This is a genomic window from Comamonas sp. 14P8.1.4, assembly GCF_057799285.1.
Genome location: NZ_JBYOKN010000007.1, coordinates 80,789 through 104,177 on the forward strand (window position 1 = coordinate 80,789; position 23,389 = coordinate 104,177).

Annotated in this window: 21 protein-coding genes; 17 read left to right on the forward strand and 4 right to left on the reverse strand. The window is 60.2% G+C overall.

What is annotated here, in order from left to right; genetic code table 11:
• Positions 1 to 90: 90 nt before the first annotated feature.
• Positions 91 to 1,410, reverse strand: coding sequence for a sn-glycerol-3-phosphate ABC transporter substrate-binding protein UgpB (gene ugpB / locus AC27VO_RS12130; protein WP_488666972.1), 1,320 nt, complete (start codon positions 1,408 to 1,410; stop codon positions 91 to 93).
• Between the two features lie 402 nt (positions 1,411 to 1,812).
• On the opposite strand from ugpB, the gene AC27VO_RS12135 reads away from it, so the two are divergent.
• The 17 genes from AC27VO_RS12135 (at position 1,813) to AC27VO_RS12215 (ending at position 19,790) form a co-directional block, all read left to right on the forward strand.
• Positions 1,813 to 5,724 carry a DUF3683 domain-containing protein gene (locus AC27VO_RS12135; protein ID WP_488666973.1) on the forward strand — a complete coding sequence of 1,304 codons (3,912 nt, stop codon included), beginning with the start codon at positions 1,813 to 1,815 and terminating at the stop codon, positions 5,722 to 5,724.
• On the forward strand, positions 5,721 to 6,152 hold the full coding sequence (locus AC27VO_RS12140) for an HIT family protein (RefSeq protein ID WP_488666974.1): 432 nt from the start codon (positions 5,721 to 5,723) through the stop codon (positions 6,150 to 6,152). The genes AC27VO_RS12135 and AC27VO_RS12140 overlap by 4 nt, the downstream gene beginning before the upstream one ends.
• 110 nt (positions 6,153 to 6,262) lie before the next feature.
• Complete coding sequence (locus tag AC27VO_RS12145; protein WP_488666975.1) at positions 6,263 to 6,745, forward strand: gamma-butyrobetaine hydroxylase family protein; 483 nt, start codon at positions 6,263 to 6,265, stop codon at positions 6,743 to 6,745.
• A 286-nt stretch (positions 6,746 to 7,031) separates the two neighbouring features.
• Positions 7,032 to 7,763 (forward strand): bifunctional demethylmenaquinone methyltransferase/2-methoxy-6-polyprenyl-1,4-benzoquinol methylase UbiE, encoded by a 732-nt coding sequence (ubiE, locus tag AC27VO_RS12150; protein ID WP_488666976.1) that lies wholly within the window; start codon positions 7,032 to 7,034, stop codon positions 7,761 to 7,763.
• 83 nt (positions 7,764 to 7,846) lie between these two features.
• Complete coding sequence (locus AC27VO_RS12155) at positions 7,847 to 8,836, forward strand: Tim44 domain-containing protein (protein ID WP_488666977.1); 990 nt, start codon at positions 7,847 to 7,849, stop codon at positions 8,834 to 8,836.
• Between the two features lie 33 nt (positions 8,837 to 8,869).
• A complete protein-coding gene (locus tag AC27VO_RS12160) occupies positions 8,870 to 9,412 on the forward strand; it encodes an SCP2 sterol-binding domain-containing protein (protein ID WP_488666978.1) in 543 nt (180 codons plus the stop codon).
• Positions 9,409 to 10,974: a ubiquinone biosynthesis regulatory protein kinase UbiB gene (ubiB, locus tag AC27VO_RS12165; protein WP_488666979.1), complete on the forward strand. Its 1,566-nt coding sequence runs from the start codon at positions 9,409 to 9,411 to the stop codon at positions 10,972 to 10,974. The genes AC27VO_RS12160 and ubiB overlap by 4 nt, the downstream gene beginning before the upstream one ends.
• Positions 10,975 to 11,230: 256 nt before the next feature.
• A complete protein-coding gene (locus tag AC27VO_RS12170; protein WP_488666980.1) occupies positions 11,231 to 12,688 on the forward strand; it encodes a high affinity choline transporter 1 in 1,458 nt (485 codons plus the stop codon).
• Positions 12,689 to 12,848: 160 nt separating this feature from the next.
• Entirely contained in the window at positions 12,849 to 13,127 is a 279-nt protein-coding gene (locus tag AC27VO_RS12175) for an FmdB family zinc ribbon protein (RefSeq protein ID WP_488666981.1), read from the forward strand.
• An 8-nt stretch (positions 13,128 to 13,135) separates the two neighbouring features.
• A complete protein-coding gene (locus tag AC27VO_RS12180) occupies positions 13,136 to 13,759 on the forward strand; it encodes a DUF502 domain-containing protein (RefSeq protein WP_488666982.1) in 624 nt (207 codons plus the stop codon).
• 44 nt (positions 13,760 to 13,803) lie between these two features.
• On the forward strand, positions 13,804 to 15,606 hold the full coding sequence (aspS, locus tag AC27VO_RS12185; protein ID WP_488666983.1) for an aspartate--tRNA ligase: 1,803 nt from the start codon (positions 13,804 to 13,806) through the stop codon (positions 15,604 to 15,606).
• Positions 15,607 to 15,737: 131 nt separating this feature from the next.
• The gene (gene nudB / locus AC27VO_RS12190) at positions 15,738 to 16,214 is read left to right on the forward strand and encodes a dihydroneopterin triphosphate diphosphatase (protein WP_488666984.1); all 477 of its coding nucleotides are present in this window, start codon (positions 15,738 to 15,740) and stop codon (positions 16,212 to 16,214) included.
• A complete protein-coding gene (locus AC27VO_RS12195) occupies positions 16,211 to 17,014 on the forward strand; it encodes an endonuclease/exonuclease/phosphatase family protein (protein WP_488666985.1) in 804 nt (267 codons plus the stop codon). The genes nudB and AC27VO_RS12195 overlap by 4 nt, the downstream gene beginning before the upstream one ends.
• Before the next feature lie 58 nt (positions 17,015 to 17,072).
• Entirely contained in the window at positions 17,073 to 17,813 is a 741-nt protein-coding gene (folE, locus tag AC27VO_RS12200; protein ID WP_488666986.1) for a GTP cyclohydrolase I, read from the forward strand.
• A gap of 63 nt (positions 17,814 to 17,876) precedes the next feature.
• Complete coding sequence (locus tag AC27VO_RS12205; RefSeq protein ID WP_488666987.1) at positions 17,877 to 18,758, forward strand: EamA family transporter; 882 nt, start codon at positions 17,877 to 17,879, stop codon at positions 18,756 to 18,758.
• A 10-nt stretch (positions 18,759 to 18,768) separates the two neighbouring features.
• The gene (locus AC27VO_RS12210) at positions 18,769 to 18,999 is read left to right on the forward strand and encodes a hypothetical protein (protein ID WP_488666988.1); all 231 of its coding nucleotides are present in this window, start codon (positions 18,769 to 18,771) and stop codon (positions 18,997 to 18,999) included.
• A gap of 143 nt (positions 19,000 to 19,142) precedes the next feature.
• Positions 19,143 to 19,790 carry a LysE family translocator gene (locus AC27VO_RS12215; protein WP_488666989.1) on the forward strand — a complete coding sequence of 216 codons (648 nt, stop codon included), beginning with the start codon at positions 19,143 to 19,145 and terminating at the stop codon, positions 19,788 to 19,790.
• A gap of 93 nt (positions 19,791 to 19,883) precedes the next feature.
• Here the strand turns inward: AC27VO_RS12215 and AC27VO_RS12220 are convergent, their stop codons facing one another.
• The 3 genes from AC27VO_RS12220 to AC27VO_RS12230 form a co-directional block, all read right to left on the reverse strand.
• Positions 19,884 to 21,386 carry an ABC transporter substrate-binding protein gene (locus tag AC27VO_RS12220; protein WP_488666990.1) on the reverse strand — a complete coding sequence of 501 codons (1,503 nt, stop codon included), beginning with the start codon at positions 21,384 to 21,386 and terminating at the stop codon, positions 19,884 to 19,886.
• 95 nt (positions 21,387 to 21,481) lie between these two features.
• On the reverse strand, positions 21,482 to 22,345 hold the full coding sequence (locus tag AC27VO_RS12225; RefSeq protein ID WP_488666991.1) for an ATP-binding cassette domain-containing protein: 864 nt from the start codon (positions 22,343 to 22,345) through the stop codon (positions 21,482 to 21,484).
• Positions 22,342 to 23,385: an ABC transporter ATP-binding protein gene (locus AC27VO_RS12230; protein ID WP_488666992.1), complete on the reverse strand. Its 1,044-nt coding sequence runs from the start codon at positions 23,383 to 23,385 to the stop codon at positions 22,342 to 22,344. Before AC27VO_RS12230 ends, AC27VO_RS12225 begins: the two co-directional genes overlap by 4 nt.
• Positions 23,386 to 23,389 lie beyond the last annotated feature (4 nt).

A 23,389-nucleotide genomic window follows, 5' to 3' on the forward strand; every position in this document is an offset into this window, starting at 1 on the left:
TATTGTGCCTAGCTGACAGCCGCTGCGGCAACTACGCAGCGGCTGTACCGTGTAACTCAGAAGGGTATTAGCCCTTCTGCAGGGGGGGGGTTACTTGCCACCAGCGGAGCGCTCAAAGCGCGCCAGCAGTTCATCGCCACGCTTGACGATGTTGTCCAGGGCTTGCTTGCCAGACTGCTTGCCAGCCCACACTTGTTCGAGTTCTTCGTCCTCGATGGTGCGGATCTGCACATAGTTACCCAGGCGGATACCGCGCGAGTTATCGGTCACCTTGCGGATCATCTGGTTCACAGCCACGTCAGTGCCGGGGTTCTTGGCGTAGAAGCCAGCCTTCTCGGTCATCTTGAACGCTTCGGTCGTGATAGGCAGGTAGCCAGTGCGCTGGTGCGAAGCAGCCTGGATTTCAGGCTTGGACAGGAATTCGAAGAACTTGGCCACGGCCTTGTACTCTTCGGCCTTCTTGCCAGCCATGACCCACAGCGAAGCGCCGCCGATCACGGTGTTCTGGGGGGCACCCTTCACATCGTCGTAGTAAGGCAGGGGAGCCAGTGCGTAGGCAAACTTGGCGTTCTTGGCCACGTCACCGTAGAAGCCAGACGATGTCTGGATCATGGCGCACTCGCCAGAAACGAAAGAAGCCTGGGCGGTAGAACCACGGCCCTTGTACACATACTCACCGGCCTTGGCTGCAGCAGCCAGGTTGTCGATGTGCTTGACGTGCAGGGGGGAGTTCACCTTCAGTCGTGCCTTGTAGCCTTCCTTGCCCAGACCGTTCTGGTGGGAAGCCATTTCCACGTTGTGCCAGGTGGAGAAGGATTCCAGCTGGGTCCAGCCATTCCATGCCAGGGTCATGGGGCAGCTGTGGCCCGATTCCTTGAGCTTCTTGGCGGCGGCAAACACTTCAGGCCACGTCTTGGGGGCCACGTCGGCGTTCAGGCCAGCCTTCTTGAAGGCGTCCTTGTTGTAATAGAAGATGGTGGTGGAGCTGTTGAACGGGAAGCTCAGCATCTGGCCGTTGGGGGCGGTGTAGTAACCGGCCACGGCAGGGATGTAGGCTGCGGGGTCAAACTTGGCGCCAGCATCGGCCATCACCTTGCCCACGGGCACGGTAGCGCCCTTGGAAGCCATCATGGTGGCGGTGCCCACTTCAAACACTTGCAGGATGTGCGGAGCGTTGCCGGAGCGGAAAGCTGCGATGGCCGCTGTCATGCTTTCGTCATACTGGCCCTTGAATGTAGGCACCACTTTGACTTCGCTTTGGCTTTCGTTGAATTGCTTGGCCAGATCGGTAACCCACTCGTTGTTCACGGCGGTCATCGAATGCCACCACTGGATTTCAGTGGCCGCATTGGCGGCGCCCAGTGTGGTTGCGGCGAGTACCGCAGACAGGGCGATTTGCTTGTATTGCATGGAAAACTCCTCTACGTGTAGAAACTAGTGCCTTCATCGTATGAACGAATGCTGCACTTTTATGACAGCCACGCCTCCAGTATGTGGCTTTATGACTGGCGTACCGCACACCCGTCCATATTCTTTACAAACTGTAAATTGGCCGGCGACAGTGGCGCCATTCTAGAAGCCAAGAAAAAAATCGAAACTAGGATTGACGCGAATTTTTTTCTTTTTTGATGATTTTTGAGCGCAATTGTGGCTATTGCGTAGTGGTGAAAAGAGAACAAAACCATAGCGAGAAGCTTTTGGCAATTGGGGAGTCGGGTCTATTGCAGTTGTGTCAACAGAGTTCAGGGGCTGGCTTAAAATCGTTTTCCCCATGACTTAGGTGCGCCCCCGCGCCCAACCCGGTCTACATCCATGAATGCACCGATTGCGCAGGCAGCGCTGGTCAACCACGCTGCCGAACCTGCCCGTCTCCGTGAGATTCCCTATAACTACACCTCGTTTTCCGACAAGGAAATCGTGATTCGCTTATTGGGTACCTCCGCATGGAGTGTGCTCAACCAGCTGCGACAAGAGCGTCAGACCGGCCGATCCGCCCGCATGCTCTATGAGGTGCTGGGTGATATGTGGGTGGTGCAGCGCAACCCGTATCTGCAAGACGATTTGCTGCACAGCCCGGACCGCCGCAAGCTGCTGGTGGAGGCCTTGCAGCATCGCATGGCGGAAGTGCAAAAGCGCCGCATGCCCCAAGACGATGTGCACCGTGATGCGCTGGTCGTGGAGCTGATCGATGCCGCCAACCGCGCGGTGCGTGAATTCGACCGGATGTTTGAAGAAGCAGCCTCTTTGCGCCACCGTGTGCGCAAGACGCTGGGCAAGCTCACGCACAAGGACAACATCAAGTTTGACGGCCTCTCGCGCGTCAGCCATGTGACCGATGCGACCGACTGGCGCGTGGAGTACCCCTTTGTGGTGCTGACGCCAGACACCGAAGAAGAGATGGCGCTGCTGGTCAAGGGCTGTATTGAGCTGGAGCTGACCATCATCCCTCGTGGGGGTGGTACCGGCTACACCGGTGGTGCGATTCCACTGACCTGGCGCTCGGTGGTCATCAACACCGAAAAGCTGCAGGCCATCACCGAGGTCGAGAAAGTCATGCTGCCCGGCGTGGAGCACCCGGTGCCTACCGTGTGGACCGAAGCCGGTGTGGTGACCCAGCGCGTGGCCGATGCGGCCGAGCGCGCTGGTTTTGTGTTCGCGGTCGACCCCACCTCGATCGAAGCCTCGTGCATTGGCGGCAATATCGCCATGAATGCGGGTGGCAAGAAGGCTGTGCTGTGGGGCACGGCGCTGGACAACCTGGCCAGCTGGCGCATGGTGACGCCCGATGCCGAATGGCTGGAAGTGACCCGTGTGGGGCACAACCTGGGCAAGATTCACGATGCAGAGATGGCCAGCTTTGAGCTGCGCTACTTTCAGGCCGATGGCAAGACGCCCATTCGCACGGAACGCCTGGATATTCCTGGCCACAAATTCCGCAAGGAAGGCCTGGGCAAAGACGTGACCGACAAGTTCCTCTCGGGCCTGCCCGGGGTGCAAAAGGAAGGCACCGACGGCCTGATCACCAGCGCGCGCTGGATCGTGCACCGCATGCCGAGCAATGTGCGTACGGTGTGCATGGAGTTCTTTGGCAATGCCAAGGACGCCGTGCCCTCGATCGTGGAAATCAAAGACTATATGTTCGAGGAGCAAAAGCGCAGCGGTGTGCTGCTCGCGGGCCTCGAACACCTGGATGACCGCTACCTGAAGGCGGTGGGTTACGCCACCAAGTCCAAGAAGGGCAACGGCCATCTGCCCAAGATGGTGCTGATTGGCGACATCGTGGGCGATGACGCCGACGAAGTGGCGCGCGTGACCAGCGAAGTGGTGCGCATTGCCAATTCGCGCAACGGCGAAGGCTTTGTCGCCATCAGCGCCGAAGCGCGCAAGAAATTCTGGCTGGATCGCAAGCGCACGGCCGCGATTTCCAAGCACACCAACGCCTTCAAGATCAATGAAGACGTAGTGATTCCGTTGCCGCGCATGGCCGAGTACACCGACGGTATCGAGCGCATCAATATTGAGCTGAGCCTGCGCAACAAGCTCAAGCTGTGCGATGCCTTGCTGGCGTTCTTCCAAAACGGCAATCTGCCGCTGGGCAAGCAGGACGATGCGGGCGAGATTCCAACGGCGGAGCTGCTGGAAGACCGCGTGCACCAGGCGATTGCCTTGGTGCAGGACGTGCGCGATCAGTGGAGCGGTTGGCTGGCCGAAGTGGCCACACTGTTCCCACAGCTGCAAGACCACAGCCTGCGTGCCAGCTGGAAAACCCAGATCAAGACGCCGCTGGCGCAGATTTTCAACGGCGAGGCTTTCAAGCCTGTGCTGGCAGAAGCGGTGCAGGTGCACCAGCGCGTGCTCAAGGGCCGCGTGTGGGTGGCGCTGCACATGCATGCCGGCGACGGCAATGTGCACACCAACATCCCCGTCAACTCTGACGACTACGAGATGCTGCAGACCGCCCACGAAGCCGTGGCGCGCATCATGCAACTGGCACGCAGCCTGGATGGGGTGATCTCCGGTGAGCACGGGATTGGTATCACCAAGCTCGAATTCCTGAGCGATGAAGAGCTGCAGCCCTTTGCCGACTACAAGCAGCGCGTGGATCCGCAGGGCCGCTTTAACCGCGGCAAGCTGATTCGCGAAAAGAACGGCCTGGTGCCGGCCGAGTCTCCGCGCGAAGCGCTGATGTATGCCGATTTGACCAACGCCTACACGCCATCGTTTGGCCTGATGGGGCACGAGTCGCTGATCATGCAGCAGTCCGATATTGGCGCCATTGCCGATTCGGTCAAAGACTGCCTGCGCTGCGGCAAGTGCAAGCCCGTGTGCAACACGCACATTCCGGGCGCGAACATGCTGTATTCGCCGCGCAACAAGATTTTGGCCACCTCGCTTTTGGTCGAAGCCTTCCTGTACGAAGAGCAAACGCGCCGCGGTGTGTCGATCAAGCACTGGCAAGAGTTTGAAGACGTGGCCGACCACTGCACTGTCTGCCACAAGTGCTTCACGCCTTGCCCGGTCAAGATTGACTTTGGCGACGTGACCATGAACATGCGCAATCTGCTGCGCAAGATGGGCAAGAAGAGCTTCAATCCGGGCAACAAGATGGCCATGGCCATGTTGAACGCCACCAACCCCGACACCATCAATGTGCTGCGCAAGGGCATGGTGGGGATTGGCTTCAAGGCACAGCGCCTAGCGTCGGATCTGCTGCATGCGGTGGCCAAACCGCAGATGAAGCATCCGCCAGCCACCGTGGGCAAGCCGCCCATCAAGGAGCAGGTGATTCACTTTGTGAACAAGAAGCTGCCCGGCGGCCTGCCCACCAAGACAGCGCGTGCGCTGCTGGACATCGAGAACAAGGACTACGTTCCTATCATTCGCGACCCCAAGAGCACCACTGCCGATACCGAGGCCGTGTTCTATTTCCCCGGTTGCGGATCGGAGCGTCTGTACAGCCAGGTGGGTCTGGCCACGCAGGCCATGCTGTGGCATGCCGGTGTGCAAACCGTGCTGCCCCCGGGCTATCTGTGCTGCGGCTATCCGCAACGCGGCTCGGGCCAGTACGACGTGGCCGACAAGATGATCACGGACAACCGGGTGCTGTTCCACCGCGTGGCCAACACGCTGAACTACCTGGACATCAAGACCGTGGTGGTCAGCTGCGGCACCTGCTATGACCAGTTGCAGGGCTACGCGTTCGACAAGATCTTCCCGGGCTGCCGCATCATCGACATCCACGAATACCTGCTGGAAAAGGGCATCACTCTGCCCGGCGCGGCGGATGGCGCACAGGGCGGTTACCTCTACCACGACCCTTGCCACAGCCCCATGAAGCTGCAGGACCCGATGAAGACCGTGAAGGCCTTGGTCGGTGATGGTGTGCTCAAGAGCGACCGCTGCTGCGGTGAATCGGGCACGCTGGGTGTCTCGCGCCCCGACATCTCCACGCAGATCCGCTTCCGCAAGGAAGATGAGCTGCGCCAGGGTGAGGCCGCGCTGCGCGCCAATGGCTCGGTGGGTGCCAAGGACAACGTCAAGATCCTGACCAGCTGCCCCAGCTGCTTGCAAGGCCTGAGCCGTTACGGCAACGACCTGCAAAACGGTCTGCTGGAAGCCGACTACATCGTGGTGGAAATGGCCAAGCAGATCCTGGGTGACAACTGGATGCCCGAGTACGTGAACCGCGCCAACGCCGGCGGGATTGAGCGGGTGCTGCTGTGAGCGCGGCCTGCGTCTTGTGCCAGGAGGCGGGCGGTCAGCCCGTCTGGCAGGGTGCGCAGCTGCGCGTGATCCGTGCGCAAGAAGCGGGCTTTCCGGGCTTTTACCGCGTGATCTGGATGGCGCATGCGGCCGAGTTGTCGGACTTGTCCGAGTCCGACCGCAACACCTGCATGGCAGTGGTGGCTGAGGTGGAGCGCGTGATGCGCACGCACCTGCAGCCCACCAAGATCAATCTGGCAGCCCTCGGTAACATGGTGCCGCACCTGCACTGGCATGTGATTGCGCGCTATGACTGGGACAGCCACTTCCCTGCGTCGGTCTGGGCAAACCCCTTGCGTGAACGCGATTTGGCGCGCGAAGCACAATTGCATCCAGGCATCGCAGCCTGCGATGCGGCCATCGTCAGCGCATTGGCGCGGTGGGTTTGAATATAAATATGAGCGGCTTGCGCTCGGTAAATAAGCACTTCAGCCAGTTTTATTGCTGAAGTTGGCTATCTGCCAGCGCATGCAGCTATTGTTTTGATAGGTAGCATTCCATGGTAGACATGCCTCTCCCCCAATCGCTGACGGTGCACGAAGCCTCGCGCGTGCTCGAGATCGGCTATTCCGACGGCAAGAGCTTTCGCCTGCCCTTTGAGCTGATGCGCGTGTATTCGCCCTCGGCAGAAGTCCAGGGCCACGGCCCCGGTCAGGAAGTGCTGCAGACGGGCAAGCGCAACGTCACCATCGACAACATCGAGCAGGTGGGCAACTACGCCATCAAGCCGTTTTTCAGCGATGGCCACGAAAGCGGCCTGTTCACCTGGAACTACCTGTACGAACTGGGCTCCCAGCAAGATGCGCTGTGGGCGGAATACTTGGCACGCCTGCAAGCTGCAGGTGTGGACCGCGACACCCCCATGCCCGAAAAAGCGGGCGGCAGCTGCGGCACCGGTGGTGGTTGCGGCTCCAGCAGCAGTGCGGCAGAGCCTGCCACGGGCGGTGGTTGTGGCAGCGGCGCCTGCGGTTGCGGCAGCTGATCGGCGCAGCCCTGGCAACCCGGGGTTGGCGCAGTGAAAGCGCAAGATATTGATTGGCAAAGTGTTTTTTTGACGCCCTTGCCCAGCATTTGATGCATTGCAGTCACAGGTGAAATCCTCGGGTTTTCAGCTGACTGGCAGTGCAATGCTATATTTAACGTAGCTGGGAAGTCAGGCTGTCAAAGCGACTTTCCGGTACAGACTTTTGACTCAGGCACTGTATGCCCTGCGAGTACGCGGGGTTGTCGCTGGTCTCAGCGCAGCGTCCTGCTTACATTTGAAGCTTATGAGCAGCACACACTTTGGATTCCAGACAGTCGACGAGAAAGAAAAAGCCAGCCGCGTGCGTGGCGTGTTTGACTCGGTGGCGTCCAAGTACGACGTCATGAACGACTTGATGTCGGCCGGTTTGCACCGCGCCTGGAAGGCCTATACCGTCATGGTGGCCAACCTCAAAGAGGGCGACCAGGTGCTCGATATTGCAGGCGGCACGGGCGATTTGTCCATGGCGTTTTCCAAGAAGGTGGGCGCCAGCGGTACCGTGGTGCACACCGACATCAACGAAGCCATGCTGCGCGTGGGCCGTGATCGACTGACCGACAAGGGCATCTTGCTGCCCACCTTGGTGTGCGATGCGGAAAAGCTGCCTTTCCCCGATGGCCATTTCAATCTGGTCAGCGTGGCGTTTGGCCTGCGCAATATGACGCACAAGGATGCGGCGCTCAAAGAAATGAATCGCGTGCTCAAGCCCGGCGGCAAGCTGCTGGTGCTGGAATTCTCCAAGGTCGCCAAGCCGCTGGAGAAGGTGTATGACTGGTACTCCTTCAACATGCTGCCCAAGATGGGCTCGATGGTGGCCGGTGACCCCGACAGCTACCGCTACCTGGCGGAATCCATTCGCATGCACCCTGGGCAAGAAGAGCTCAAGACCATGATGCAGGCGGCCGGATTCGGGCACGTGGACTACCACAACATGTCGGCGGGCATTGTGGCCCTGCACGTGGGTATCAAGTGCTGAGCAGGGAGTGCAGCCTCATGCATAGTTTTTTTGCCGGGTTTGGCTAAGCAGCAGTGAATTTGAATTTAAGCGGAGATAGAACGATGAAGAAGGTGTGGGCAGTGACTTTGGCGACGGCGTTGGTCGTCATGCATCCCCTGGCAGAAGCCAAACGCATGGGGGGCGGTGGCTCCTTCGGCAAACAGTCCAGCGGCGTGACACAGCGCCAGGCCACACCTCCAGCCGCTCCGCCTGCGCGCCCTGCGCAGCCTTCGAACGCACAGTCCAATACCGCTGCGGCCAAGCCTGCTGCGCCTGCGGCAGCGCCCGCCAAGAAGCCTTGGGGCGCCATGCTGGGTGGCCTGGCAGCCGGCCTGGGCCTGGCCTGGCTGGCCAACTCACTGGGCTTTGGCGAGGCATTTGCCAATATGTTGATGTTTGGCCTGTTGGCATTGGTGGTGATGGTGGTCATTGGCGCCATCCTGCGTGCGCGTGCCAACAAAAAGCCGGCGACTGCCGCTGCGTCGCCGTTTGCCTTCCAGGGCGCTGGTGCCCCTGTGCAGCCGGATGCCGTGGCGACACCTCCACAGTACAAGCCCCAGAACGTGGGCAACGATGCATCGGCACGCCCCTGGGAGCAGATTCTAGGTGGTGCGCACGGCTCGATGATTGGTGCCGGCCTGACGCCCGCAGCCTCCAGCTGGGATGTGCCTGCCGACTTTGATGCCAATGGCTTCCTCGACGCAGCCAAGCGCAACTTCGTGACCCTGCAAGCCGCATGGGACAAGGGCGATATTTCCACCCTGCGTTCCATGATGACGGACGAGATGCTGGCTGAAATCAAGCACCAGTTGGAAGCGCGTGAAGCCGAAAGTGGCGGCGCACCCAACCAAACCGATGTGCTCATGATTGATGGCCAGCTGCTGGGGATCGAAGATTTGGGAGATTCCTACATGGCCAGTGTGGAATTTTCGGGCCTGATCCGCGAAGAGCCCTCCGCAGGCCCCAGCCCCTTCCGGGAAGTGTGGAATATGGCCAAGCCCAAAGACAACTCCAGTGGATGGTTGGTTGCGGGTTTACAAGCCTTAGGTTAAAAAACTTTCCACTTCAGGAATAATCAGGGGACTATGGCAACACAGTCCCCTTTTTCATTCCTGAACGGTTTAGTGGAGCGCGCGGTTGAAGTCGTGCAGCCACCAAGCTGGCTCGTCCACGAAACCCAGCAGCGCGCCGTGCTGTTTCTCAACCATGTGTTGATGCAGGAGCGCGAAGCCATGGAGCGCCTGGTGCGCCAAAAAGGGCGCGTGGCCCGTGTGCAGTGGCGCAACTTCAATATGGCGCTGGTGGTGACGCCTGCTGGCCTGCTGAATTTGGCGGCCGAAGGCGCAGAACCCGATCTGCAGCTGGAAATTCTGGACAGCAACCCGCTGGCACTGGCGCAAACCGCGCTCAGCGGCGGTAAGCCCAATCTGCGCATCGAAGGCGATGTGCAACTGGCGGCAGACATTCACTGGCTGGTCGACAACGTGGAGTGGGATGTCGAAGAAGACATGGCCCGCATCATGGGAGATGTGCCCGCGCACACGCTGGCCAGCATTGGCCGCACGGTGGCCGGCGCGGTGCGCCAGTTTGTCGGTGGCCGTATGCCTTCGGGCGGCGCGCAGCAATGAGCCGATTCTTCCGAGGCTTCACCATCGTCTGGGTGGTGCTGCGCTATGGGCTCGATGAGCTGGTGCTCTCGAGCTTCAAGCACCCCACGCTGAACACGCTGCGCCGTGTGCTGACCATCGGCCGCAAGCTGGAGGCTCCGCGCGGGCAGCGCCTGCGTGAGGCGCTGGAGCAGCTGGGGCCCATCTTTGTGAAGTTTGGCCAGGTGCTTTCCACACGCAGCGACTTGATGCCACCCGATGTGGCCGAAGAGCTGGCCAAGCTGCAAGACCGCGTGCCACCGTTTGATTCGCAAATTGCGGTGAATACGATCGAGCGCAGCTTCCGCAAGCCGCTGGACCAGATTTTCACCAGCTTCGAGCGCACGCCTGTGGCCAGCGCATCGATTGCGCAGGTGCACTTTGCCACCGTGCGTGACCGTGATGGCCAGACGCGCGATGTGGCGGTGAAGGTGTTGCGCCCCGGGATGAAGTCGGTGATCGACAAGGATCTGGCCCTCATGCACATGATGGCGGGCTGGGTCGAAAAGCTCTCCAGTGACGGCAAGCGCCTCAAGCCCCGCCAGGTGGTGGCCGAGTTTGACAACTACCTGCACGACGAGCTGGACCTGATCCGTGAGGCCTCTAACGCGGCGCAGCTGCGCCGCAACATGGAAGGGCTGGACCTGGTGCTGATCCCCGAGATATTCTGGGATTACTGCCATGCCGAGGTGATGGTGATGGAGCGCATGCAGGGTGTACCCATCAGCCAGGTGGAGCGCTTGCGCGACGCCGGGGTGGACATTCCGCAGCTGGCACGCGATGGCGTCACGCTGTTTTTCACCCAGGTGTTCCGTGATGGCTTCTTCCACGCCGACATGCACCCGGGCAACATCATGGTCAGCCTGGATCCCGCCACCTTCGGGCGATATATCTCGCTGGACTTTGGCATTGTCGGCACGCTCACCGAGTTCGACAAAGAGTATCTGGCGCAGAACTTTCTGGCCTTCTTCCGCCGCGACTACAAGCGCGTGGCGCAACTGCACATCGAAAGTGGCTGGGTGCCTGCAACCACCCGGGTGGAAGAGCTGGAAGCAGCGATTCGCGCCGTGTGTGAGCCTTACTTTGACCGTCCGCTGGCTGAAATTTCGCTGGGCATGGTGCTGATGCGCCTGTTCCAGACGTCGCGTCGTTTCCAGGTCGAGATTCAGCCGCAGCTGGTGCTGCTGCAAAAGACGCTGCTGAACATCGAAGGGCTGGGTCGCCAGCTCGACCCGAACCTGGATCTGTGGAGCACGGCCAAGCCATTTCTGGAGAAGTGGATGCTCGAGCAAATGGGCCCTCAGCGCTTTTGGCGCGAGCTGCAGGCCGAGGCGCCGCGCTACGCCAAGCTCATCCCTGGGCTGCCGCGCCTGGTCTATGGCTATCTGCAGCAGAAAAACGGGCCTGATCAGCAATTGGTACAGGAGTTGCTTCGTGAGCAGCGGCGCACCAATCGCTTGCTGCAGGGCCTGGTTTACGGCGGATTGGGGTTTGTACTGGGCATGTTGGCCATGCAAATCCTTACGCGGTTTCGGGTTTTCTAACGCTGGCTTGGTAGTGGGCTTGCTGTGTAAGCAAGCACTTATCTGCAAATAAAGAGAGCGCCTAGCGCTTGTTCTTAAAGGCTTTAAGAGTGATATCACTCGCAAATCCAGAGAGGTCAAGCGCAAGGCGCTCTTTTTTATTTGTGGTCGCAAGCAGACAGGCCGCGTTTTTTTCTGCGAACGGGTGTGGGTTCATGCCCATAATCGCGCCTCAAAATTTCAACAACTTCTTCTTTTTTCGGGGGGAGCAGCCACCATGCTGATTACCTTTATCGCCGTGTACCTGTTGGTGTCCATCGGCATTGGTCTGTACGCTGCGCGCCGTGTGAACAACACGGCGGACTATGCGGTGGCGGGGCGTAATTTGCCGCTGTACATCGTGGTGGCGACGACGTTTGCGACATGGTTCGGCTCGGAGCTGGTGCTGGGTGTCTCGGCCGTGTTTGTGCAAAAAGGCCTGGGCGGCGTGGTGGAAGATCCGTTTGGCGCAGGTTTCTGCCTGATTCTGGTGGGCCTGTTCTTTGCCTACAAGCTCTACAAGAAGAACCTCATCACGATTGGTGACTACTACCGCCTGCGCTTTGGCAGGACCATCGAGCTGGTGTGCTCGGTCATCATCATCTTCAGCTACCTGGGCTGGGTGGCAGCGCAGGTAACGGCCCTGGGTCTGGTGTTCAACCTGCTGACCGGCGGCGCCCTGTCGCTGGTGCAAGGCATGGTGCTGGGCACGCTGATCGTGCTGGTCTACACGCTGTTTGGCGGCATGTGGTCGGTGGCCATCACCGACTTGGTGCAGATGGTCGTGATCTGTGTGGGTCTGGCCGCGATTGCCTGGTTTGCCGGGGATCTGGCGGGCGGCGCCGACAAGGTGATCGACTTTGCCGTGGCCGAAGGCAAGATGCAGTTCTTCCCGGTGGATGCGGACCTGAAGACTTGGCTGTTCTTCTTTGCAGCGGCCATCACCATGATGCTGGGCTCTATCCCGCAGCAAGACGTGTTCCAGCGCGTGATGTCCTCCAAGGATGAGAACGTGGCCCGCCTGGGTCCCATCATCGGTGGTGCGCTGTACATCTGCTTTGCCTTCATCCCCATGTTTGTGGTGACGGCAGCGGTGTTGATCATGCCCGAGGCCACCGAAGCGCTGATGGCGGATGACCCACAGAAGATTTTGCCCACCTTGGTGATGGAGCACATGCCCGTCGCGCTGCAGATCGCCTTCTTTGGCGCGCTGCTGTCGGCCATCATGTCGACCGCTTCGGCCACCATGCTGGCGCCTTCGACCTCGTTTGTGGAAAACGTGCTGCGCAACATCAAGCCGGGCATGAGCGATGCACAGACCCTCAAAGCCATGCGCGTGACCGTGGTGGTGTTCACCCTCTGTGTGCTGGTGTATGCCATCAGCATGCAAGACAGCTCCATCTATGAAATGGTGGCAGGGGCCTATCAAGTGCCGCTGGTGGGTGCTTTTGTGCCGCTGGTCTGTGGTCTGTACTGGAAGCGTGCCACCACCCAAGGTGCCTTGCTGGCGGTGGCCCTGGGCCTGGGCGTGTGGCTGATGTTCATCTTCATGCCGGGCTGGGCCGATGCATTCCCGCAGCAGCTGGCAGGCTTGATGGCAGCGTTTGCCGGCATGATCTTTGGCTCCCTGGCGCCCCAGTTCATCCCCAACCAGCATGGCCATGTCATGCACTATCAAGGCAGCAAAACCGAATAAGGCACCGTCCATCGGGGACAGATTCTCAAAAAGGGCGCATACGCGCCCTTTTTGTTGCCAGGTGCAAGCCCACTTGTTACGGCAAAAAAAGTAGGGCTGCCTATAATTGAGGGTTTTGCGAATTCTCTACTTAAGCCCAAAGCTGAGCTGATCTGAAGCTATGCCGATTTATGCGTACAAGTGTGGCGCCTGTGGCCACGCCAAGGATGTTCTCCAGAAGATGTCTGCTGCCCCGCTGACCGATTGTCCGGCCTGCGGCGCTGCTGCATTTTCCAAGCAGCTGACTGCCCCGGGCTTTCAGCTCAAAGGCACGGGCTGGTATGCCACCGATTTCAAGGGCGGCACCAGCAGCAGTGCGTCGGCTGCGCCCGCAGCCGCCTGTGACAACGGCGGCAGCGCCTGTGCTGCAGCGGGTTGCCCCGCCGCCACCGAGGCTTGATGCGCACCATGTCTGCATTGCGTAAATGGCTGTTTACCGGCTTGTTGGTCATCGTGCCGGGTGTGATCACCGTCTGGGTGCTGCACTGGATCATCAGCACGCTGGACCAGACCCTCTATCTGTTGCCCGCCGACTGGCAGCCCGATCATCTGCTGGGCATGCACATCCCGGGCTTCGGGGTCATCCTGACGCTGGTGGTGCTGCTCTCCATCGGGGCAATCGCCAGTAATTTTGTAGGCCGCAAGTTGGTGACTTGGGGTGATGCCCTCATCACCCGCATACCAGTGGTACGCTCGATTTATTCCAGCGTCAAACAGGTGTCTGACACGGTGTTCTCCGACAACGGCAATGCATTTCGCACGGCCGTGTTGGTGCAGTGGCCACGCGAAGGCGTGTGGACGGTGGCCTTTATTACGGGCACACCAGCTGGCGAGGTGGCCAGCTACTTGCGCGATGAGTTTGTGAGCGTGTTCGTGCCGACCACGCCCAACCCGACAGGCGGTTACTTTGTGCTGATGCGCAAGAGTGACTGTGTGGAACTTGAAATGAGCGTGGACGCTGCGCTCAAGTACATCGTCTCGATGGGTGTGGTGGTGCCTCCGCCCCTGCCTGTGCCGGACGAAGAACGATAAACAACCCAAAAAAGCGCGTCCCCTGAGGCGCAGGAAGATAGACCATGGCCATGCGCTCTGAATATTGCGGTCTTGTGACCGAAGCCCGAATGGGCGAAACCGTTACCCTGTGCGGCTGGGTGAATCGTCGCCGTGACCACGGTGGCGTGATCTTTATTGACCTGCGCGACCGCGAAGGTTATGTGCAGGTGGTGTGCGATCCTGACCGCCCTGACATGTTCAAGGTGGCCGAAGAGATCCGCAACGAGTTCTGCGTCCAAGTGAAGGGCGTGGTGCGTGCGCGTCCTGCTGGCACGACCAACGACAAGCTCAAGAGCGGCCAGATCGAAGTGCTGTGTCACGAGCTGAACGTGCTCAACGCCGCCGTCACACCTCCCTTCCAGGTGGATGACGACAACCTGTCCGAAAACGTGCGTTTGACCAACCGCGTGATGGATCTGCGTCGCCCCCAAATGCAGCGCAACCTGATGCTGCGCTACAAGACATCGATCCAGGTGCGTAACTTCCTGGACAAGCTGGGCTTCATCGACATCGAAACGCCCATGCTGGGCAAGTCGACCCCCGAAGGCGCCCGCGACTACCTGGTGCCTTCGCGTGTGCACGACGGTCAGTTCTTCGCGCTGCCTCAGTCGCCCCAGCTGTACAAGCAGATGCTGATGGTCTCGGGCTTTGACCGCTACTACCAGATCACCAAGTGCTTCCGCGACGAAGACTTGCGCGCTGACCGCCAGCCTGAATTCACACAGATCGACTGCGAAACTTCGTTCCTGAACGAAGAAGAAATCCGCGCGATCTTCCAGCAGATGATCAAGGAAGTGTTCCAACAGCAGCTGAACGTGGACTTGGGCGAATTCCCGATCATGACGTACCAAGATGCGGCCTTCCGGTTTGGTTCGGACAAGCCTGACCTGCGCGTCAAGCTCGAATTCACCGAGCTGACCGATTGCATGAAGGATGTGGACTTCAAGGTCTTCTCGACCCCCGCTACCACCAAGGGTGGCCGTGTGGTGGCCCTGCGCGTGCCCGGTGGCGCCCACATCTCGCGTGGCGAGATCGATGGCTACACCGAGTTCGTCAAGATCTACGGTGCCAAGGGCCTGGCCTGGATCAAGGTCAACGAAGTGGCCAAGGGCCGTGACGGTCTGCAGTCGCCCATCGTGAAGAACCTGCACGATGCCGCTATCGCAGAAATCTTGAAGCGCACCGGCGCACAAGACGGCGATCTGCTGTTCTTCGGTGCGGACAAGGAAAAGGTTGTGAACGACTCCATCGGCGCGCTGCGTTTGAAGGTCGGTCACAGCGAGTTTGGTAAGAAGAACGGTCTGTTCGAAGACAAGTGGGCACCGCTGTGGGTGGTGGACTTCCCCATGTTCGAACACGACGAAGAAACAGGCCGTTGGGTGGCGGTGCACCACCCCTTCACATCTCCCAAGGATGGCCACGAAGAGTTCATGGCCACCGATCCCGGCAAGTGCATCGCCAAGGCCTACGACATGGTGCTGAACGGTTGGGAACTGGGCGGTGGCTCGGTGCGTATCCACCGTGCCGACGTGCAAGCCAAGGTGTTTGAAGCCCTGCACATCACGCCCGAGCAGCAGCGCGCTAAGTTCGGCTACCTGTTGGACGCATTGCAATACGGTGCGCCTCCCCACGGTGGTCTGGCCTTCGGTTTGGACCGTCTGATCACTTTGATGACCGGCTCTGAGTCGATCCGCGACGTGATTGCATTCCCCAAGACACAGCGCGCTCAAGACTTGTTGACACAAGCGCCTTCGCCTGTGGACGAAAAGCAATTGCGCGAGCTGCACATCAAGCTGCGCAACCCTGATGCAGTGAAAGCTGTGTAACGATGACTCATAAAGTCATAGCTACAAGCGCTTGATGTACGAGCGCTAGAGGCCAAAAAAGCACAAAGCCTTTGCGGAAACGCAAAGGCTTTTTTCATGGGGCGCCCGCGTTTGGTGTGAAGATGGGATGTATGCAGCAGCCTGTGGCTTACAAAATTGCGCAATCGGTCTTGGTGGTCATCTACACCCGGCAGGGCGATGTGCTGTTGCTGCAGCGCACGCAAGGCGATGGTTTGGGTGGCGAGTTCTGGCAATCGGTCACAGGCAGCAAAGATTTTGAAGCCGAGCCCTGGGCGCAGGTGGCTGCACGTGAGGTGGCGGAAGAGACGGGTATCAACGTCCATGCCCCGGGTTGCCTGCTGCACGATTGGGAACTTGAAAACATCTACCCGATCTATCCACAGTGGCTGCACCGCTACGCACCGGGTGTGTGCAGCAATACCGAGCGGGTTTTCGGGCTTCAGTTGCCGTCCTACGCACACGTGACCTTGAATCCGCGTGAACACACCGCGTTTGCTTGGCATCCTTGGCGTGAAGCCGCTGACCGCTGCTATGCGCCCTCGAACGCCGAAGCCATTCTTCATTTGCCAGCTTTTCTTGCCGCATGACCTCTGAGCCCCAGTTCCCCCTGTCTGCCGCAACGACCACGGAGTCGGGCATCATTGTGCCGCCCGAACCCGGGGTGCTGCGCGTGGCAACCTACAACATTCACAAGGGCGTGCAGGGCCTGGGGCCGACGCGGCGCCTGGAAATCTACAACCTGGGCCTGGCCGTGGAACAGTTGGATGCCGACATCGTGTGCCTGCAGGAAGTGCGCAAGATGAACCGGCGCGAGGCGGTGTATTTTGACAACTGGCCCGCAGTGGGTCAGGCAGAGTTTCTGGCCCCTGATGGCTATGAAGCGGTCTATCACACGAATGCCTACACGCGCGATGGCGAGCACGGCAATGCGCTGCTGTCGCGCTGGCCGGTGCGTGACATCAAGCACCTGGATGTGTCTGACCACCGTTTTGAGCAGCGGGGTCTGCTGCATGCCGAGGTGATGTTCCAGGGCCGCTCGGTGCATACCGTGGTGGTGCATCTGGGCCTGATTGCGGGCAGCCGCGTGCGCCAGATTCAACAGCTGCACCAGTTCATCGAGCATGAGGTGCCCCCCGGGGCTCCTGTGGTGGTGGCCGGAGATTTCAACGACTGGGGCCATCACATCAAGCGCATGCTGGCCGGTTTTGGCATGTACGAATATGACGGTGACAGCAGCACGTTCACCTATCCCTCGCGCCTGCCGCTGGCCCAGCTGGACCATGTGTATGTACGCGGGCTGGAGCCTTTGAGCCTGCTGGTGCCACAAGGCCGTATCTGGTGGCGCATGTCGGACCACTTGCCCCTGATTGCCGAGTTTAAGCTCTGAGGCTGCAGGCATTTCCATAGGGTCTGTCGGCCCGCTGATTCACTGTTACCATCCGCCCATGTTTCAAGATTTGGTTGCTGCATCCGACAAACAGCCCGCAGGCGTTGACCCGCAAGGCACCCCCGTTTCTGTCAAGATTCGCGAACGCGTTCAGGCAGCCGGGCAGAGCTTTCACGCCAACGACAATATTGCAGACTTCATCGAACCCGGTGAGCTGGAGCTATTGCTCGACGAGGTCGAGGCGAAGATGCAGGGTGTGCTGGACAGCATGGTGATTGACACCGTCAATGATCACAACAGCCAGGCCACGGCGCGCCGTGTGGCCAAGATGTACCTCAAGGAAGTGTTCGCCGGCCGCTACCACACAGCGCCCAAGATCACGGAGTTCCCCAACGGCAAGCACCTCAACGAGTTGATGATCGTCGGCCCGATCACGGTGCGCAGCGCCTGCAGCCACCACCTGTGCCCGGTAATGGGCAAGGTCTGGATTGGCGTGATGCCCAACAAGAACACCAATGTGATTGGCCTGTCCAAATATGCACGGCTGGTGGACTGGGTGCTGGGCCGCCCGCAGATCCAGGAAGAGGGCATCATTCAGCTGGCCGATTTGATCATGGAAAAAACACGCCCAGACGGCCTGGCAGTGGTCATGGAGTGCTCGCACTTTTGCATGTCCTGGCGCGGTGTGCGCGAGAAAGACAGCAAGATGCTGAACTCGGTCATGCGCGGCGCGTTCCTGAAGGACCCCACCTTGCGCCGTGAGTTTCTGGCATTGATTCCCGGGCGCAAGGTCGATTAAAGTTGTTCGCCCAAGCTTTCAGGCTGCGCAGTGCGCAGCCTTTTTCGTTTCTGAGTCTCTCTCATGTCCTTGCAAGCCTTCGCACTGATTTTATTGGCGGGTCTGATTCACGCTGGCTGGAACATCGCCGCCAAAAAGGCCGGGGGTGATTCGCGCTTTGCCTTCTTCACCTCGTTGCTGCTCATCATCGTGTGGGCGCCACTGGCGTGGTGGGTAGGGCACGATGTGGTGCCGCATTGGGGTTGGCAGGCATGGGCATTGGTGGCACTCAGTGGCTTGCTGCACCTGTTTTACTACGTGATCTTGCTGCGCGGCTATCGCAAGGCGGATTTGACGGTGGTGTACCCACTGGCGCGTGGCAGCGGGCCGTTGATGAGTTCACTGTTCGCGATTGTGGTGCTGGGCGAAGAGATTTCGCAGCTGGGCCTGTTGGGTGTCGCCGGGGTGGTGCTGGGCGTCTTTTTCATTGCGGGTGGCCCCAGCCTGTTTCGCCAGCGCACAGATGCAGCGGCGCAGCAGCGCCTGTACCACGGGCTGTTCTACGGGGTGGTGACGGGTATTTTCATCGCCGGCTATACCGTGGTGGATGGCTATGGTGTGAAGGTGCTGCTGCTCTCGCCCATCCTGATTGATTACCTGGGCAGTTGCCTGCGTGTGGTGTTGCTGGCACCGGTGGTCCTGTGCAATGTGGCGCAGGCCAAATCCCTGTGGTTGCTGCAGTGGCGCTGGGCCTTGCTGGTGGCGGTGGTCAGCCCCATCGCCTATGTGCTGGTGCTGTTTGCCATGCAAAGCGCCCCCATTTCCCACGTCGCGCCTGCGCGCGAGGTGTCCATGCTGTTTGCGGCGCTGATTGGCGGCCACCTGCTGCGGGAGGGCGATCGTATGGTGCGTATTGGCGGTGCCATCCTGATCGCGCTGGGGGTGACAGCTTTGGGGTTGGGCTGAGATGGTGCGCATGCCAATGTACAAAACGGCGTGGTGCGCCGGCATTGCGGTGGCCTGCGTGATGCTGGCTGTGCCTGCCTGGGCCAAACCCGCGCCGTGGTTCTGGTGGGAGAGTCGGCACGATGGGCAGCGCGTGTGCGCACAGGCCATGCCGGCCCAGGGCTGGCGCAAGCTGCAAGGGCCTTTTCACAATGCGCAGTGCCAGCCGCAGACGCCTGCGACGCGGGCGCCTGGGCGTTGAAAAAATCTTTGCAGCTTTTCCAAGAACGATGCCAACTGCTGATGCTGTGGGCCTGAGGTGCTGTCATCGGCGTGCTTGGTGTTCGCGCCGCAGCGCACGCACAATGGCAGCTTCGTGGTTTGCATGGAAAAGCGGTTGACACAATGCCTGCATGGAATGCTTTGGTGGCCTTTTTGGGGGTGGCAGTGCTGCTGGCACTGAGCCCTGGCCCAGATAACTTGTTTGTACTGGTGCAATCCATCCAGCGTGGCTGGCGCGTGGGCATGTGCGTGGTGCTGGGGCTGTGCCTGGGCATTGTGGTGCACACCACGGCGGTGGCCCTGGGGCTGGCGGCCTTGTTTGCGGCATCCAGCACGGCGTTTGTACTGCTGAAATGGGCCGGTGCGGCCTATCTGGCGTGGTTGGCCTGGGGTGCACTGCGTGCACCTGCCAGCACCGATGACACGCCACAGGGCCATGCCATGGTGCAACCGCTGGCGTGGCGCGAAGCACTGCGCATGGTGGGGCGTGGCGTGGTGATGAACATCACCAACCCCAAGGTGCTGATTTTCTTTCTGGCCTTTTTGCCGCAGTTTGCCGATCCGGAGCGCGGCAGCGTGGCGCTGCAGATCGTGTGCTTTGGCCTGGTGTTTGTGCTGGCCACTTTCATGGTGTTTGGCGCCATTGCCTGCTTCTCTGGCGTGTTTGGCGGCATCTTGCAGCGCTCTGCGCGTGCGCAGTGGTGGCTGAACCGGCTGGCGGGCGTGGTGTTTCTGGGGCTGGCGGTGCGCTTGGTCAGCTTGCAAAAATAAGAGCGGCTAGCGCAGATGCAAAAAAGGGTTCAGATGGTTTTGCATCTGAACCCCTTTGTTTATGAGTGCTAGGCGCTATTTTTTTGTGATTGCTTAGCTCTTGTCCGACCAATACATGGCGGACAGGTCATTCACAAACACGGGCATGTCTTTCCACAGACCGCGCAGGTTCTTGTTGGCAATCGTCACCCATTGCGGCTGATATAGGAAGCCGTGCACGGCATCATTGGCCAACAGGCGCTGCGCTTCACCTAGCAGGCGCGCACGGTCTGTGGGCTTGGGGGTGTTCTTGATTTTCTCGAACAGCTCGCGGAATGCTGCAGAGTCGTAAGCCCAGTAGTAATCCGGCTTGGCAAAGTTGCCCAGGTCAAACGGTTCAACGTGGCTGATCATGGTCAGGTCGTACTGCTTTTGCCCGTAGGTGCCGGACAGCCATTGCGCCCACTCCACGTTCTGCAGCTTGACCTCGATACCGACCTGCGCGAGCTGGGCCGCAATGATTTCACCGCCCTGGCGCGCATACGGTGCGGGGGGCAGGGTCATGGTCAGCTTCAGGGGCAGTTTGACCCCGGCTTCGGCCAGCAGGGCCTTGGCTTTGTCGATGTTGTGCGGGTTGATGCCCGTGGTGTCGACATAGCCAAACGCGCCAGGCACGTAGTGGCTGCCAATGGGCACGCCATAGCCTTCGGCAGCCCCTTCGATGATGGCCTTGCGGTCAATGGCGGCGGCAATCGCTTTGCGTACGCGCACATCGTTGAGTGGCTTTTTGCCGTTGTTGATGGCCAGGATCGTTTTTGCACGCGAGCCGCTGACCGTCACTTGAAAGCGTGGGTTCTTCTCAAACTGCGGCACGCTGCGCGGTGTGGCGCGGGGGAAGGCATCCACATCGCCGGCCAGCAGGGCCGCCACCTGGGCGGCTGCGTCTGGAATAAAGCGGAAGGTAGCGCGCTGAATGCGGATCTTGCTGGCATCGCGGAAGTCGGGCCAGGCTGCCAGGGTGATGGAGGCCCCTTTTTGCCATTGCGCCAACTTGTAAGGGCCGGTGCCCACGGGTTGTGTCGCGTTGGTGGGGGCGCTTTTGGGCTCCACGATGATAGAGGTGCCCTGGCCCAGCACGAACAGGAAGTCGGGGTCGATCTCTTCGGTGACCAGCTCCACCGTTGAGGCATCCAGCACCTGTACCTTCAGGTTGGCGAAGGTGCGCTTGTCTTTGTTGGTGCTTTTTTCGCTGCCTGCGCGCTCAAAGGCAAACTTCACCGTTTCTGCGGTGAGCGGTTCGCCATTTTGGAACTTCACACCTTTGCGCAGACGGAAGGTGTAGGTCTTGAGGTCTTTGGAGACTTCCCAGCTCTCGGCCAGCAGCGGAGAGACGCTGCCGTCCGGGTTGATCTTGGTGAGCGTCTCAAAAATGTTGTATTGCGTGATTTCCGCAATCGACGACGAGGCACTGGCCGTGGGATCCAGCACCGGAGGCTCCAGCGTCAAGGCCAGTGTCACCGTATTTTTTTTCACCTGCTGCGCCAAGGTGTGCAGTGGCACCAGCGCGGTCAGTCCGGCCAGGGCGCCGGACGCAAGCAAGCTGCGGCGATGGATCATGATGGGGCGTCTCCAGTATGTCTCGGTGGAATGGGGTAGACAACGCAGGCCCAAGCCTTTGTTGCAGTGCGCAATCTGCGTGCGCAGACCGCTTTTTACACCAAGTTGGAATTTGCTTTGCTGCGCAGGTTGCGCAGTGCCCGTGCACGCCCAGGTGCAATTTGTGGCACGGCGTTCAGCAGCTTCTGGGTATAGGGGTGGCGCGCATGCGTAAACAGCTGTTTGGGGGCGCCACGCTCCACAATGCGCCCTTGCTGCATGACCACCACCTCATCGCACAGGTGATTGACCACAGCCAGGTCATGGCTGATGAGCAAGTAGGTCATGCCAAAACGCTGCTGCAAGTCCAGCAGCAGATTGAGCACCTGGGCCTGGATGGAGACATCCAGCGCACTCACGGGTTCGTCGGCCACGATGAGCTGGGGGCGTGTGATCAGCGCGCGCGCAATGGCAATACGCTGACGTTGCCCGCCGGAGAACTCGTGCGGGTATTTGTCCAGGTCATGGGTCTGCAGGCCCACCTGATCGAGTGCTTCGGCTGCCTGCTCGCGCTGTTCGGTACGGCTGCTGCGACTCAGTGCCTGCAGCGGCTCGGCCACGATGCGGGCAATCGTCATGCGAGGGTCCAGCGAACCGTAAGGATCCTGGAACACCATCTGGTAGTTGCGGCGGGCGCTGCGCAAGGCTTGGTTGGAGAGCGTCTGCAGGTCTTGCCCTTCCCAGTGCACATGGCCAGCGGTGGGGGTATCGAGCCCCATGGCCAGGCGTGCGAGCGTGGATTTTCCGGAGCCTGACTCCCCCACAATGCCCACGTTGCGGCCGCTGTAGACGGTCAGATCAATGTCTTGCAGCGCTTGCAGCTGGGGCGCCGGTTGCCACAGCTGGCGGCGGGGCAACTGATAGGTTTTGCTCAGCCCCTGGGTTTGCAGCAGGGGGGCGCGAATGCTGTCGGGTGTCATTTCCAGGCCTCCATGTTGCCGGGGCGCATGGCCTCCGGGCGCAGGCAGCGCACCTGGTGCACGCCAAGGCTGCTGTACTCGGCTTCGTGCGGCTGAAAGCTGGGAATGCCTACGCGCTGCGGCCTGTCTTCAAAGCAGCGCTCCTGTGTGAATGCGCAGCGGCCAGCAAACGTGCACCCACGGGGCAAGTCGGCCAGTGTTGGCACGGCACCGGGAATGGTGAACAGGTCCAAAGGCTTGCCGCTGGGCTGGCGTGGGGCATCCAGCCGGGGGCGGGCGGCCATCAGACCGCGGGTGTAAGGGTGAGCCATGTGCCGGAAGATGGCTGCAGTAGGGCCGCTTTCCACGATTTGACCGCCATACATGACCAGCATGTCATCCACGTTCTGCGAGATGACGCCCAGATCGTGGGAGATGAGGATCAGCGCCATATTGCGCTCGGCCACGACGTCGTTGATCAAGTCGAGAATTTGCTGCTGCACCGTCACGTCCAGTGCGGTGGTGGGCTCATCGGCAATCAGCAGATCGGGCTCGCAGGCCAGCGCCATAGCGATGGTGATGCGCTGGCGCTGACCACCGGAGAACTGGTGGGGATAGTCATGGGCACGTGTGCTGGCATTCGCAATGCCAACGCGCTCGAGCAAAGCAATCGCGGCGTGGAGTGCTTGCTGGCGCGTCAAGCCCCGGTGGCGTACCATGGGTTCGGCCACTTGGCGGCCCACGCTGTGTACGGGGTTGAGGGCGGTCATGGGCTCTTGAAACACCATGGCCATGCGGTTGCCGCGCAGGGCTTGCCATGCGTGCTCTGGCTGGCCCAGCAGTTCCTGGCCATCCCACAGGATGCTGCCTGTGGTGCTGGCATGGCTGGGCTGCAGCCCCATCAATGTTTGCGCGGTGAGGGATTTGCCGCAACCGGATTCACCAATGATGCCCAGCGAATGCCCGCGTTCGAGCTTGAACGAGAGGTGGCGCAAGGCCTGGGCAGCGCCCTGGCGGTTGCGCAGAAAAAGGTTGAGGCCGGTGACTTCAAGCAGGGGCATGGCG